Source organism: Cohaesibacter gelatinilyticus, from assembly GCF_900215605.1.
Lineage (GTDB): Bacteria > Pseudomonadota > Alphaproteobacteria > Rhizobiales > Cohaesibacteraceae > Cohaesibacter > Cohaesibacter gelatinilyticus.
Genome location: NZ_OBEL01000001.1, coordinates 192,048 through 205,195, shown reverse-complemented (window position 1 = coordinate 205,195; position 13,148 = coordinate 192,048). Strand labels below are relative to the sequence as shown.

Genomic DNA, 13,148 nt, shown 5'->3' with positions numbered 1-13,148 from the left:
AAAAAACGACCGTTTTCTGCGGGAAGAGCAATAATTGGACAATTCAGAACAGAAAGGCACAAAACTCTTCTGTTCCGAGTGCATATTATTACCGACCTTGTCTCAACAAACCATCCAGTTTTTGTGGGATTGGCCCACCATAAGCCCAATCCAGCAATTCGATGGTATGCACGACTGGTGTATTCGTTCCCGCTCCGATTTGCGTGATACATCCGATATTACCGGCTGCAATCAGATCGGGGCGCGTTTTGTCAATATTGGTGATTTTGCGCTCCTTCAGTTGCCCCGCAATATCAGGTTGCATGATGTTATAGACGCCAGCAGATCCACAACATAAATGCCCTTCGGGAACATCTTTTACCCGTAACCCTGTCCGATGCAGCAGTGTTTTGGGAGCAGATTTCACTTGCTGGCCATGTTGCAAGGAACAGGCTGAATGATAGGCCACTGTTAGACGTGGCAACGCTTTATCGGGCTTGGGCAGTTCGATTTCTTCCAGAAATTCACTGACATCACGAGCAAGCACCGATACCTTTTCAGCCTTTTTCTTCAGCTGGGCATCATTGCGAAACATATAGCCATAATCCTTGACAGTCGTTCCACAGCCAGATGTCGTAATGAGAATCGCATCCAACCCATCTCCTTCGATTTCACGGCTCCAAGCCTCTATATTGGCGCGAGCCTGTCCATGGGCCTGATCTTCTTCCCCCATATGATGGACCAATGCCCCGCAACATCCCTCACCTTGTGCCAAAACAACCTCATAACCCAGGCGATTGAGCAAGCGGATGGTGGCTCCATTGATATTGCTATCCAGTGCTGGTTGGGCACAACCGCTCAGCAGAGCAACGCGCTTGCTTGGTGCTCGAATGGCTACATCTGCAGGATCCCTGGGGAGATCGGTCTCGATCATGATCTGCTCATCGGCCTCAAATATGCCTGGCATGGTGGTTTGTGTGGGACCCTCAATCTTGCTTGGTGCCAATCGCAACATGGCAACGATCCGCTTGCCCAGCTGCGTATTCCCAATCAGCGGTTCAAGCACAGGCAATAAGGGCTTTGACAATTTGGCCCCCAGCAGCGCCAATCGGAAGCGGTTCGGGTAAGGCAACACGGTTTGTAGCAGACGCCTCATGACCTTATCGCCAAAGCTTCGGTTATAGCTTTGGTTGATATGGCTACGGGCATAGTCCACCAGATGCATGTAGTGCACACCTGACGGACAAGTGGACATACAGGATAAGCATGACAGGCATCGGTCAACATGGGTTACCAATTCCTTGCCTGCCGGTTTGCCGTTTTCCAACATATCCTTGATCTGATAGATCCGGCCACGCGGACTGTCCAGCTCATCCCCCATCAAAACATAGGTGGGACACGTCGCGGTACAGAAACCGCAATGAACACATGTTCGTAGAATCTTCTCAGCTTCGGCCAAACCATCATCGCGCAATTGCTCAAGAGTGAAATTGGTCTCCATACCTAACGCTCCTCGCCTGAAGCCATAAGGCCTGGATTGAAGATACCAAACGGATCGAAGCTCTGCTTTACCGCTTTGTGCAGTTTGCTCACACCATTGGACAGTGGCTGAAAACTGACACCTGCACTTCTTGTGAGCTCTGGTGCCCGTATCAAAGTGGCATGCCCCCCCAATTTGGCGACCTCATTGCGGATCTCTTGTGCCGAGCCATCCTGTTCATTTTGGTGGTGACATTCAAACGCTGCATAGATTAGACCGCCCGACCAGTCATAGAGCAATGATGCATCCATCTGATTGTGTAAATATCGGCCAATGGTCGGCGCATCTGTCGGTTTGACGGAGATCTTCCAGAGGAGCTGACGGTCATCATCATTGACGATGGAAAGATCTGCGACCTTATCCCAGATTTCCTTGCTCTCATGATCGTCTAGATGTACGACTTCCCCAAAATCCAGATTGTCTGCATCACAAGCATCCATCAACAGATCCTGAAGCTCTTGGACGCGATAATTCAAAGACTCTGCAAAGCCTTCAATTCTGAGAATAGTCCTTGCCCGGATATCATCCTTGCGGGCATCAGGGTAAAGGTGAGCGGCAGAGGTAATCTCAAACGGACTACCCATGACCTTGCACATCAAAGGCACGGCTTCGTCCTCATAGAGACCATCGATCAGCAACGTGCGTTCTTGCTCTGGTTTTGGCTGAACCTTGAAACATACCTCTGTCAGAAGTCCCAATGTTCCCCATGATCCGCAAACAAGCTTGGTCAGATCATAGCCTGTGACATTCTTCATCACTCGGCCACCATTCTTGATGATTTCACCTTTGCCGTTGATCATCTCGATGCCGATCAGGCTGTCGCGGGCTGCGCCAAAAGCAATACGACGGGAGCCAGACAAATTACAGGCTGCAATTGCCCCAATAGTGGGCATACCATCTGAGCCCAAAGCCCGTTGATAGGTTATCGGATCAAAAGCCAGACGCTGGTTATGCTTTTTCAGCTCTGCTTCAATCTCCGCAAGAGGCGTCCCAGCTTTGGCTGCGATGACCATTTCCGATGGTTCATAGAGCGTGATACCGCAGAGCCCTGCGCTCGATACGATCTGTTCGACCTGCATAGGCGTACCGATTTGGGACTTTGTGCCCCCACCGCGCAATGCTATCGGGGTTCGCTTATCGGCTGCGTCTCGAATGATCTCTGCGGCCTTCTGATTAGAAGCCGGCGTCAAAATATTGGTCATGGCCTGATCCTGAAAAATAATGATTGCTCACTCAATGCAAAGCTTATTCAGCCGCTTCAAAAGTCGGATGAGCCAAACTTTCGACTTCGGGCCGACCTTCCAACGGGAAGACCTTGACCGGGTTCAACAACCATTGAGGATCCAACGCTGACTTGATCGTCATTTGCTGATCAAGATCCACCTGATTGAATTGATCATTCATCAGATCGCGCTTTTCGATGCCGACACCATGTTCTCCGGTCAGACAACCGCCAACTTGGACGCAGAGCTTGAGGATATCTGCCCCGGCATCTTCCGCTTTTTGGCATTCTTCCGGATCGTTGATGTTGTAAAGGATCAGCGGATGCAGATTGCCATCGCCTGCATGGAAGATATTGGCCACACCCAAATTGTAACTATCGACAATTTTGCCAATTCCTTCCAATACTTGTGGCAAGGTGCTGGTCGGGATGGTTCCGTCCATACACATATAATCTGAGATCCTCCCCATGGCACCGAAGGCAGATTTTCTGCCCAGCCAAATGCGACTACTCTCGGCCTCTGACTGGGAAACCTTCGTTATGGTGGGGTTGTAATCCTTGGCGATTGCAGAAATCCGCGACAGCAGATCCTCCATTTCATCATCCGATCCTTCCACCTCGATGATCAGCAATGCTTCAACATCCATTGGATAGCCCGCATGGGCAAATTCCTCGCAGACTTTGATGGCGGGTTTATCCATATATTCAATGGCGACTGGAATGATGCCCGATCCAATGATCGCAGCCACGCAAGCCCCTGCATCCGACGGAGACTGGAACCCCATCAGCATGGGGCGTGCACCTTCAGCTTGGGCCAGAATGCGTACAGTTGCTTCGGTCACCACACCCAACTGACCTTCGGAACCAATGATGAGCCCCAGCAGATCATAGCCTTCGCTATCCAAATGCTGGCCACCGACTTCGACAATGGTTCCGTCCATCATCACAATGGTAACGCCGAGGATGTTATTGGTGGTCACACCATATTTCAGACAATGAGCTCCACCAGAATTCATGGCGATATTCCCTGCGATGGTGCAAGCCAGTTGACTGGAAGGATCTGGTGCATAGAAGAAGCCATCAGCGGATACAGCATTGGTGATGTTTATATTGGTGACACCTGTTTGCAGCTTGGCAGTGCGATTGAGATAATCGATTTCCAATATCTGGTTCATCTTGGAAACGCCCAAAACGATCCCGTCTTCGACGGGCAAGGCGCCCCCCGCCAATGAGGTCCCTGCCCCACGTGGGACGACTTTCACACCCTGTTCATTGCAGAATTTCAGGATATCGCTGATCTGCTGGGTGGTATGTGGCAAGGTCACGGCCATCGGGATTCGTCGGTAGGCCGTTAGGGCATCGGCTTCATAGGCCCGACATTCATCTTCATTGCTGATTAGACATTCAGCAGGCAACAGCCTGGCCAATCCTGCGACAATCTGCTCGCGTCGTTGCAGAATTTTTTCATCAGGTATTGGCAATTCTATCGACATATCGATCCTCCCAGTCCGATCAGCAATTCATTTTCTTATTGGTAAAATGTATTTACCATTTTATCAATAGCGCAAAATTACCCAATTGGACGCATTGGCAGGAAATAATTTGCCAGCTATACCTTGGCATAATTAGAGATAATGAAAATCATTCCTTCCACATAGGAAATAATTGTATGGCGCCGACACGCGATCTGTTCGAGATGGAAATCTTCGCACGCATTGTTTCATTGGGCAGCATGACGGCAGCCAGCCAATCTCTTGGCATTTCTGCGGCAGTTGTCTCCAAACGCATGAAAAAACTGGAAGATCGGCTGGGAACACGCCTCCTGCAGCGGACCACACGTCAGATTGCCTTGACCGAAGCTGGACAGGATTTTTATGATCACGTCCAAATCATATTGGAGCGCGTGGAAGAGGCGGAAGCCGCAGTCACTCAACGCTCCAGTCAAGTGCGTGGGCATTTGACCATCTCAATCCCTACATCATTCGGTCGTATGCATGTCGCCCCACATCTTGGTCCATTTTTGCGTGACAATTCCGGCTTGTCGATTGATCTGCATAGTTCCGATGATTTCATTGATCTGGTTGGAGATGGCTATGATTTGGCTATCCGTATTGGCGCTTTGCCAGATTCCTCACTTGTTGCACGCAAATTGGCTCCTATTCATCGTCTGTTATGCGCCAGTCCTGACTATTTGGATCGTTATGGTGAACCTGCCAACCTGAATGATTTGGCGGATCATGTTTGTCTTGCTGCCCACAATCAGGATCCCTGGCGACTGGAAGGACCTGATGGTACCGAAATCATCCGTACACAGGGCATATTGCGCAGCAATTCTTCCGAAGTCATCCGCTCCGCCGTCATTGCAGGCATTGGAATAGGTCTCAGATCCAGCTGGGATGTGGGAGATGAGTTACGCGATGGACGTTTGAAAGTGATCCTGCCGCAATACCGGGCGTCCAGTCAGATCGGGCTCTATGTAATTTATCCGTCCCGACGCTTCTTGCCCGCCAAGGTCCGCCTCTTCATTGACTATCTGGCAGAGCTTTATGGCACCAATCCCTATTGGGACAATGGGCTGGATGCTTTTATTTCTCTTCCTACAAATTCCCAATAGTTCCCAGGCTCGGGCATTTGCAATATTCATGAGTAGAAGTATCAAGTTTGCGCCAGAATGTCGCAGGCAAGCCAATTTCATGAAACCAGTATTCATATTATAAACCTGAATGGTATATTCCACATTTCTTGTTTGCCCGGTCGCCGCAAGGCGTAATCCGTGTCTTGCTGGCAATGCGAATAATGGAAATGGGTGGAGCCATGCCAATTGTTTGTCTGGATCAATCCAGACATATGTCAGGAGCAAAATTATGACTTTTACCAATACGATTCCTCTAGTCACCAGCATGGCAATCTTGGCTGTTGTCACCTCTATCGCTGCACCGGCTTTTGCCGAGACTTATGAAGTTCAGATGCTGAACAAAGACCCGGAAAACAAAAAGAACAAGAACATCTTCAAACCGGCATTCCTGAAAATCAATCCAGGTGACACCGTTAAATTTGTTTCCGCCAACAAAGGTCACAACACGCAATCTGTAAAAGGCATGATCCCTGAAGGTGCTGAAAAGTGGAAATCCAAAATCTCCAAGGATTTCGAGATCACCTTCGATGTTGAAGGGACCTATGGCTACAAATGCACTCCACACTATGCCATGGGCATGGTTGGTGTGATTGTTGTTGGCAACGGCAATGGCAATCTGGCAGCTGCCAAAAGCAAGAAAGCACCGAAAAAAGCAGCCAAAGCCTTCGAAGCCCTTTATGCTCAGGTTACAGAATAAGCTTCCCAAATCGTTGAAAACTGAAAATGGGATCGGAGATATTTCCGGTCCCATTTTTTGTAGCAAGGCTCTGGCCGCAACCATCCCAGCGTGACGAATGGCAAAATGACCACTTGCTCCGCTCGTTATTTTCAATATTCTGCATCTTTCTGCCTTACTCATCCTGATGTGCTTGAGGGAGCCATCTGGGTGAATAAAGTGTGCTGCTCTCGTTGAAAGGACCCCGGTAGATGCAGACAAGAATTCAAAGTTTCTTTCACCGGACATCTGGTGCTTGCCTCCTTGTGCTGATGATCGGACTTAATAGTCAGGCTGTACAAGCGGAAGTGATAGAAGTTCAGATGCTGAACAATAATCCCGACAATCCGCGCAGCCGAAATCTGTTTTTGCCCCGCGTGGTCCATATTCAACCCGGGGACGTTGTAAAATTCATTCCTGTCGATTTTGGTCATAATGCGGAAAGCATTGATGGATTGGTGCCAAAAGATTTTCCCAAGTTCAAGAGCAGGCTGTCGCAGCCATTTGAGCAAGCCTTTGAAAAAGAGGGAGTTTATGCATATAAATGTACGCCTCACTATGCCATGGGCATGGTGGGTATCGTCGTCGTCGGAAATACCAAACCCGATATTGATCAGTTCAAAGCCAAGAAGATGCCAAGACGGGCTGCAAAGGCTTTCAGGAAAATGTTTAAGGAACTGCAAGTTCGGGACCATTAAGCAACAAAAGCAAGCTGCGACAATTTGGCTCGCTTTTGTTGCGATAATTTTGCCGCATTTCCTGCTCAAAAGGTTTAATCAGATCGGGACCCCATGACGAGCATCCCTCTCGAACCTTCATCCTATTGGATGGCAAGACTTTGATAGGGGTTTTGGTATATTGGAGGAAAGAGGCTTGAGACCAGAGATATGAGCCTTCTTTCGGGAACAATGAAAAGGACCAGAAATATGAAACGCTTGATTGCTGTTGCTGGCATGGTTGTACTTGCCGCCACCGGATCCGCACTTGCCGATGGCGATGCTGAAAAAGGCAAAAAAGTCTTCAAAAAATGTAAAGCGTGCCATCAGGTAGGCGAAAAAGCCAAAAACAAAGTCGGCCCAATCCTCAACGACATCGTTGGTCGCGAGATTGCTACCGTTGAAGGCTTCAAATATTCCAAAGCTTTCAAAGCCAAAAAAGAAGAAGGTGGCTTTGTTTGGGATGACGCGAACCTGGACGGTTATCTGACCAAGCCAAAGAAATTCATTCCTAAGAACAAAATGGCTTTCGCTGGTCTGAAAAAAGAAAAAGATCGTGTAAACGTCATCGCTTATCTGAAAACCTTCTCCAAGCCTGCTGAATAAGGTTTTCATTCTTCGCCTTGGCGAATGATTGATGTATTTTACGCCCTGTCGGACCTTTCCGGCAGGGCGTTTTGCTTTCAGGCTTTTTCTGATTGGGTCTATACAGGCTTCACTGTCAACTTCGCATGCAAGGCACGCAAGTCCGGCCAGATATAGGCTTTTTCGCGAAAGACAATCTTGTTGCTACGCCGTTCTACGCGCTTGGGACCTTCCTGACCACCAATCCTCTCATAGAAACTCTCAGCCTTCATATTGCCACCGACAACCCATAGCGCCACATCTTTATAGCCATGATCGATCAGGTCTTTGGTCAGAGCAGAAACAAGCATCTTGCCATGCCCTTGCCTCTGATGATTGGGATGAAGATAAATGGCGTAGATCTCAGAATCGGCCAGATCAGGCATTGGCTCAACCTCGTCATCAGACTTTTCCAATGAACGAAATGGACCGGCCAGAGCGTAGCCAATCAGGTTTTGCCCCTCATGCAAAACATATGCACAAAGCCCCGACTTCTCGTCGCTTAACCACTCTCGCCAATGCGGTTCCTCTGCTTTGGCATCCAGATTATCAAGAGCTGGGTCAGGCATCAAACCCTTGTAGCTGTCTCTCCAACACAGAACTTTAAGTCTGGAAATGGCTTTCGCATCATCCGGATTGGCCACACGCAGATTGATGATGGTCATAGGGCAACTCTTTTGAAACTAGAGGCAAGGAAATAGAATAACGGCCAGAATAAGGAAAAGCTGGGGTCCACAACTCCCCAGCCATCCCGGCCTCCCCCACGTCCGCAATACAGAAAGACACTTTCTTTCTGCTCTCGCATCGCCAGATGAGCGAAGTCATCGACATATCATGGACCATGCAGCATCGAGGACTTTTCCTCTATTCACGCACTCACTAAGGGCCGGACAGCTCTGGATGGTCTGAACTTGGCGAGATCTTGACTACATTCTCTGCATATTCGCCTCAATGTGCAAGCCCTCAGATGAAAAATCTTGACCTATGGCCGTCTTGGGACCAGTGGAAATATCGTCATCGATAAACTGGCTAAAACAAATTACCTGTTTTGCTGGATTGGATTCTAACGTGGATCTGATAAAATAAGACCATGTCTCCGATCACAGTGGCCTTTTGTCGCTCGCGTCAACATGCTCCGAGCGATGCATTCCTCATGCAATCGCTTACTGTTTGGAAAGAATGGGAAATTCATGATCTTCAGAGCCATTAGCCAAAATAGAACCTCGGATGCAGTCATTGATCAGATTGAACGCCTGATCCTGGAGGGTGTATTGCGCTCGGGAGACCAATTACCGGCTGAACGAGAGCTGGCTGGAAAACTTGATGTCTCACGCCCGGTGTTACGTACGGCGCTGAAGGAATTGGAAGAACGGAACTTGATCCGTACCCAACATGGTGGCGGCACCTTCATTGCAAATGTGGTTGGCACCGTTTTTTCCGATGAAGTGTTTGAGTTGATCCGTCGTCACCCCAAAGCCCATAGCGATTATTTCGAATTCCGACGCGATCTGGAGGGCGTAACTGCAGAACATGCAGCCCGTCGTGCAACTGATGCAGACAAGCTCATTCTGACGCGCATCATGGAAGTCATGCGCCAACATCATGCCGAAGGCGACATCCACAAAGAGAGTGAAGCCGATTTTGAGTTCCACCAGGCAATTGTGGAAGCCAGCCACAATATGCTGATGCTACATACCCTTCGTTCCTGTTATAAGTTGCTTGCGGAAGGTCTTTTCTATTCTCGCATTCGCCTTTATGAAACACCCGGCGTACAAGATGCCTTGCTGCAACAACATGAACGCCTTTACAAAGCAGTGATGGATGGCAACCCTGATGAAGCGCGAGAGGCTGCGAGACACCATATGGATTATGTAGAGAAAACCTTGGCTCGCACAAATCAGGCGGGTATATGGGAAGAAATCTCGCGCATGCGGCTATCCCAAATGGCCGATCGCAGCGATAAAAGCCCGAAAGCACGCAAATCTGCCAATGGACGCTCGACCACAAAAGCATCCAACAAAACCGACACACAGCTCGCGTCTGCCCATTCGGCGCGAAAGACACGGAACGCCAGGGATGAGATGACCGGATAGATCATTCACAACCACTTGATTTGGCTTCTATTTATCGATCACCATATTCTTCAATCTTTGGACAGCCCCAATTGCATCCCCTGCAAATGGACTGACCAATCCGGGCATATTCATCATCGGATCGCTTATCATGGACCAGCTAGAATTTGATTTCGATGTGCCCGAGATCGACCATCCAGCCCGGAAAGGCAAGCAGGTGGGCCTTTTTGTTACCTGTCTTGTCGATCTCTTACGTCCGGTGGTCGGCTTCTCATCGGTCAAATTGCTTGAAGATGCCGGATTTGACGTTGTGGTGCCCCAAAATCAGACGTGTTGCGGTCAATCGGCCCACCATTCCGATGACAAGAGTGATGCACAGGACCTTGCTCGAGACGTCATCAAGACATTTGAACCCTATGACTACATCGTCACCCCTTCCAAATCATGCGCCGCCATACTCCAGGACATATATCCCGACCTGTTGGCTGATGACCCCGCTTGGCAGCAACGTGCGTTGCAGACAGCAAAAAAAAGCTTTGAGCTGATCACATTTCTTCATGATGTCGCAGCTACAGAGAGGTTTTCATCCCGTTTCCAGGGTTCAATTACCTATCATACTCATTGTGAGGAGCAGGATGTTCCATCTACCGATAAGTTAGCAAAGACGCTGCTGGGCAAACTCAGCTTGATTGAGCTACGTGAAATGAACGAGCAAACAAACGCAGCTGCTGATCCATCATCCTCTCATTTGACAGGAACTTTTGAAAAAGAAGCTCATTCTGACACCCAGATTCCAAAGCGAATTATAGCGGCGGGTGCTGGCACGGTTTTATCGAACGATATGGGACATTTGATGAATCTGGCCCGATTGTTGAAACGAGATGGATCCGCCATCGAAGTTCGACATGTTGCAGAAGTTCTGGCCGATATGGCTGATGGTCCTGCTATTGGTGAGAAACAATTCGCAAATCGAAAGACCTGATCAAAGCATCTGTCACGTGCCTGATCTTTAAAAGCTACCCTTAGTCTTCTTGACGATATCCTGACTTGACTGCATTCTGAAACTGAATGGACAAAGCGAGGAGCGCAACATGACCGACATGTCTATGAATTTTCTGGATTTTCTGGATAACATTTATGGCAAGGCTGTTCGAGAGCAAATCGCCACGGCCACAAACATGCAGCCAGCTGATTTACAAAAGGCAGCTGATGCCTTTACTCCCGCCTTTCTACAAGGCCTCATGCAAATGAGTAAACTTGCTGCTCAATCCCCGGAAAGCCGTGCCTCATCCTCGCCTGATTTGATGGATTTGTGGCCTGATGAAATGCGATCAGCCATGCAAACTCTCATTGATCAGGCACAAAAAACAACACAACAATTGGGTGGCTCTGCTTCCTCTTCTTTCCCATTTTCTCTCTTCCAGCAGTCAGATGCTGCTCATCAGATGGAACAATTGCATCAAAGCTTCATGGCTTATAGTGCGCAAAGCCAGCTATGCGATCAAGTCGCCAAAGCAACGGGGTTGCCCATAGATCAATTACAAGCCTTGTTCCCGATGCTGACGGCTTACGGCCTCATGCCACTTATGCCGCCCAAACTGGATGATGCGGGAGGATGGATCGACTATCTGGGCTCCCTGGGACGACAGAATTTTCAGCGTGCAAACAAGGAGCTCGGTGATATGCCGAATCCGTTTGCTGCAGCGTTTGAAGGATGGCGTTCTGGTTTTTATCCAAAAACCGGCCCAGAACCAGCCAAGCCAGCAGCCTTGAGCGACGAGGAGATCGCGGCAAAGAAGATGGCTGAGCTGAACGATGCCGCACTGGAAATGCAGACCAATTACATGAAAGGCCTCAACTCCTTGTTCGAGAGCTACCAAACAGGGTTTGACAAAGCACGCGAAGAAAAAGAATAAGATTTTTCCTTTATGCCGGGTTCCGAACAAAAAAAGACCCGCCGGGTTAGGGCGGGTCAAGGATTGGGGACCATACGGCCATGATCCCCGGCTGCTTAGCGATGTGTGACATAGTTAGACCCAAGATTGCGAGTCTGGGGCGGATCAGGTCATGTCACATGGCGGAGTGCTAACTGATAACGGCTGCTAAACTAATCAGACAGCAACTCCTGTCAGAGGTGAACAGCATGGCTGCTCAGTCTGCGCCTGTGCCTGGAGGTTGTTGGCAAAGGCACTCTTATTGCCGGCCGTCGGGATAATACGGCGCCGCTCGGCAAAGGGAGAAAGAATATAAGGATCTGTATGCCACGGCACGGCATGCGCGGAAACCAGATCAGATCGTGTCAGACCAATATCCTTGAGCATATGATCGTCCAGATTGTCCAGACGTCGCAAGGCATATCGGTTTTTTGTCCATGCAGTTACGTTCGTTGCAAGGCGGCTGATGCCTTGCCTGGCAATATACAGAGCGCGGATGAAAGCGGCTGTCAGCATTGGTCATCTCCTTGGTTGGATGCAAGAACTGCATCTAATCTTTCCTTGAACAGATACGAACTACGGACGTTCCGTCCGATGTATCGTCATTTCGCTTGATGACGTCACTATTTCAAATTCTTTTCAATAAATCCAACGAATGTTTTTTATGGAAACCATCTGTTTTTGTGATATATAATGGGGAGAGAGAAATTTTCCAAACACGATCATGACGTTAGGGAAGTTGGCATTGCCCCCCTTCGTTGCAAAAATTCGTTAGATATTAGGAGAATAGTATGAATGCTCTTCTGGATCTTGATCAGTTGCGTACATTTATTGCGATTGCAGAAACAGGAAGTTTTACACGTGCCGCCAGTCAAGTGAACAAGACACAGTCGGCAGTCTCCATGCAAATGCGCAGGTTGGAAGAGCGAATTGGACAGACCATTTTCGTCAGGGACGGTCGTCAAAGCCGGGTAACAGATGCAGGTGTTCGCCTGCTTGATTATGCTCGCCGCATGTTATCACTCAATGCAGAAACCATCGCAGCATTTTCCGCCGACGCCATGTCCGGTACGGTTCGATTGGGCCTCCCTGATGATTATGCCCCTCGCCTTCTGCCCACGGTTCTGGCCAGCTTTGCAACTACACACCCCAATATTGAAATTGAGATGACATGCGAGCAAAGCTCCTGCATTCATCGCCGGGTGGAAGATGGTCGACTGGATATTGGAATTGTCACCCATGGTGATTGCACCAAGGGCAATATAGGTCGCATCATCCGATCAGAGCCCCTGCTTTGGGTATCCTCTGCACATCATTCCGTTCATTGCCAATCCACGATTCCTCTCGCCCTTGGCACTCCCAACTGCTCTTGGCGACATTCTGCAACTGAATCTCTTGTTCGTTCTGGCAAGCAATATCGTGTGGCTTATGTCAGTTCGTCTGCTGCTGCCCATACCGGCGCGGTCATGGCTGGGCTTGCTGTATCCGTCCTTCCGGAAAGCGCTCTGACCTCTGACATGCGTGTGCTCGGAGATCGGGAAGGTTTTCCCGAATTACCTCATTGCGACATTGCACTTTTGCGCTCCAAAACGGCCCAGGACCGCATTCACAACGCACTTGCCGCTCACATTGTCAATGCACTGGACAACGTATCAGGTAGCGGATCATTGGCAGCTGAATAGGTTTTGGGCCCCAAAACCTCAAATCATTT

General features: G+C 49.1%; 13 protein-coding genes. 8 read left to right on the top strand and 5 right to left on the bottom strand.

Going from position 1 to position 13,148, the window contains the following annotated elements; all coding sequences use genetic code 11:
• Nucleotides 1-88: 88 nt before the first annotated feature.
• The 3 genes from CRO57_RS00895 to CRO57_RS00885 are packed head-to-tail and all read right to left on the bottom strand — an operon-like array spanning nucleotide 89 to nucleotide 4,234.
• Nucleotides 89-1,480, bottom strand: a complete 1,392-nt coding sequence (locus tag CRO57_RS00895) for a heterodisulfide reductase-related iron-sulfur binding cluster (protein ID WP_097151528.1) — start codon at nucleotides 1,478-1,480, stop codon at nucleotides 89-91.
• A 2-nt stretch (nucleotides 1,481-1,482) separates the two neighbouring features.
• The gene (locus tag CRO57_RS00890) at nucleotides 1,483-2,721 is read right to left on the bottom strand and encodes an FAD-binding protein (RefSeq protein WP_097151527.1); all 1,239 of its coding nucleotides are present in this window, start codon (nucleotides 2,719-2,721) and stop codon (nucleotides 1,483-1,485) included.
• Nucleotides 2,722-2,764: 43 nt separating this feature from the next.
• Nucleotides 2,765-4,234 carry an FAD-linked oxidase C-terminal domain-containing protein gene (locus tag CRO57_RS00885; protein ID WP_097151526.1) on the bottom strand — a complete coding sequence of 490 codons (1,470 nt, stop codon included), beginning with the start codon at nucleotides 4,232-4,234 and terminating at the stop codon, nucleotides 2,765-2,767.
• Nucleotides 4,235-4,410: 176 nt separating this feature from the next.
• Between CRO57_RS00885 and CRO57_RS00880 the strand changes: the two genes are divergently transcribed.
• The 4 genes from CRO57_RS00880 (at nucleotide 4,411) to CRO57_RS00865 (ending at nucleotide 7,413) form a co-directional block, all read left to right on the top strand.
• Nucleotides 4,411-5,355 carry a LysR family transcriptional regulator gene (locus CRO57_RS00880; RefSeq protein WP_244579985.1) on the top strand — a complete coding sequence of 315 codons (945 nt, stop codon included), beginning with the start codon at nucleotides 4,411-4,413 and terminating at the stop codon, nucleotides 5,353-5,355.
• Between the two features lie 250 nt (nucleotides 5,356-5,605).
• Nucleotides 5,606-6,073, top strand: coding sequence for a pseudoazurin (locus CRO57_RS00875; protein WP_244579984.1), 468 nt, complete (start codon nucleotides 5,606-5,608; stop codon nucleotides 6,071-6,073).
• Nucleotides 6,074-6,303: 230 nt separating this feature from the next.
• Nucleotides 6,304-6,789, top strand: a complete 486-nt coding sequence (locus tag CRO57_RS00870) for a pseudoazurin (protein ID WP_097151525.1) — start codon at nucleotides 6,304-6,306, stop codon at nucleotides 6,787-6,789.
• A gap of 228 nt (nucleotides 6,790-7,017) precedes the next feature.
• The gene (locus tag CRO57_RS00865; RefSeq protein ID WP_097151524.1) at nucleotides 7,018-7,413 is read left to right on the top strand and encodes a c-type cytochrome; all 396 of its coding nucleotides are present in this window, start codon (nucleotides 7,018-7,020) and stop codon (nucleotides 7,411-7,413) included.
• A gap of 98 nt (nucleotides 7,414-7,511) precedes the next feature.
• Here the strand turns inward: CRO57_RS00865 and CRO57_RS00860 are convergent, their stop codons facing one another.
• Nucleotides 7,512-8,096, bottom strand: coding sequence for a GNAT family N-acetyltransferase (locus tag CRO57_RS00860; protein WP_097151523.1), 585 nt, complete (start codon nucleotides 8,094-8,096; stop codon nucleotides 7,512-7,514).
• A 525-nt stretch (nucleotides 8,097-8,621) separates the two neighbouring features.
• On the opposite strand from CRO57_RS00860, the gene CRO57_RS00855 reads away from it, so the two are divergent.
• The 3 genes from CRO57_RS00855 to CRO57_RS00845 all read left to right on the top strand — a co-directional run bounded on the left by CRO57_RS00855 (nucleotide 8,622) and on the right by CRO57_RS00845 (nucleotide 11,419).
• Entirely contained in the window at nucleotides 8,622-9,524 is a 903-nt protein-coding gene (locus CRO57_RS00855) for a FadR/GntR family transcriptional regulator (RefSeq protein WP_097151522.1), read from the top strand.
• 130 nt (nucleotides 9,525-9,654) lie between these two features.
• Entirely contained in the window at nucleotides 9,655-10,485 is an 831-nt protein-coding gene (locus CRO57_RS00850) for a (Fe-S)-binding protein (protein WP_097151521.1), read from the top strand.
• A 109-nt stretch (nucleotides 10,486-10,594) separates the two neighbouring features.
• Nucleotides 10,595-11,419, top strand: coding sequence for a hypothetical protein (locus CRO57_RS00845; RefSeq protein ID WP_097151520.1), 825 nt, complete (start codon nucleotides 10,595-10,597; stop codon nucleotides 11,417-11,419).
• 195 nt (nucleotides 11,420-11,614) lie between these two features.
• On the opposite strand, the gene CRO57_RS00840 is transcribed toward CRO57_RS00845, so the two are convergent.
• Complete coding sequence (locus tag CRO57_RS00840) at nucleotides 11,615-11,953, bottom strand: DUF1127 domain-containing protein (protein ID WP_097151519.1); 339 nt, start codon at nucleotides 11,951-11,953, stop codon at nucleotides 11,615-11,617.
• Between the two features lie 275 nt (nucleotides 11,954-12,228).
• Between CRO57_RS00840 and CRO57_RS00835 the strand changes: the two genes are divergently transcribed.
• Complete coding sequence (locus CRO57_RS00835) at nucleotides 12,229-13,119, top strand: LysR substrate-binding domain-containing protein (protein WP_097151518.1); 891 nt, start codon at nucleotides 12,229-12,231, stop codon at nucleotides 13,117-13,119.
• The last annotated feature ends 29 nt before the right edge of the window (nucleotides 13,120-13,148 follow it).

Excerpts from the sequence above, each read along its gene's own strand:
- CRO57_RS00895 (WP_097151528.1), bottom strand. The coding sequence starts at position 1,480 with ATGGAGACCAATTTCACTCTTGAGCAATTGCGCGATGATGGTTTGGCC.
- CRO57_RS00890 (WP_097151527.1), bottom strand. The coding sequence starts at position 2,721 with ATGACCAATATTTTGACGCCGGCTTCTAATCAGAAGGCCGCAGAGATC.
- CRO57_RS00885 (WP_097151526.1), bottom strand. The coding sequence starts at position 4,234 with ATGTCGATAGAATTGCCAATACCTGATGAAAAAATTCTGCAACGACGC.
- CRO57_RS00880 (WP_244579985.1), top strand. The coding sequence starts at position 4,411 with ATGGCGCCGACACGCGATCTGTTCGAGATGGAAATCTTCGCACGCATT.
- CRO57_RS00875 (WP_244579984.1), top strand. The coding sequence starts at position 5,606 with ATGACTTTTACCAATACGATTCCTCTAGTCACCAGCATGGCAATCTTG.
- CRO57_RS00870 (WP_097151525.1), top strand. The coding sequence starts at position 6,304 with ATGCAGACAAGAATTCAAAGTTTCTTTCACCGGACATCTGGTGCTTGC.
- CRO57_RS00865 (WP_097151524.1), top strand. The coding sequence starts at position 7,018 with ATGAAACGCTTGATTGCTGTTGCTGGCATGGTTGTACTTGCCGCCACC.
- CRO57_RS00860 (WP_097151523.1), bottom strand. The coding sequence starts at position 8,096 with ATGACCATCATCAATCTGCGTGTGGCCAATCCGGATGATGCGAAAGCC.
- CRO57_RS00855 (WP_097151522.1), top strand. The coding sequence starts at position 8,622 with ATGATCTTCAGAGCCATTAGCCAAAATAGAACCTCGGATGCAGTCATT.
- CRO57_RS00850 (WP_097151521.1), top strand. The coding sequence starts at position 9,655 with ATGGACCAGCTAGAATTTGATTTCGATGTGCCCGAGATCGACCATCCA.
- CRO57_RS00845 (WP_097151520.1), top strand. The coding sequence starts at position 10,595 with ATGACCGACATGTCTATGAATTTTCTGGATTTTCTGGATAACATTTAT.
- CRO57_RS00840 (WP_097151519.1), bottom strand. The coding sequence starts at position 11,953 with ATGCTGACAGCCGCTTTCATCCGCGCTCTGTATATTGCCAGGCAAGGC.
- CRO57_RS00835 (WP_097151518.1), top strand. The coding sequence starts at position 12,229 with ATGAATGCTCTTCTGGATCTTGATCAGTTGCGTACATTTATTGCGATT.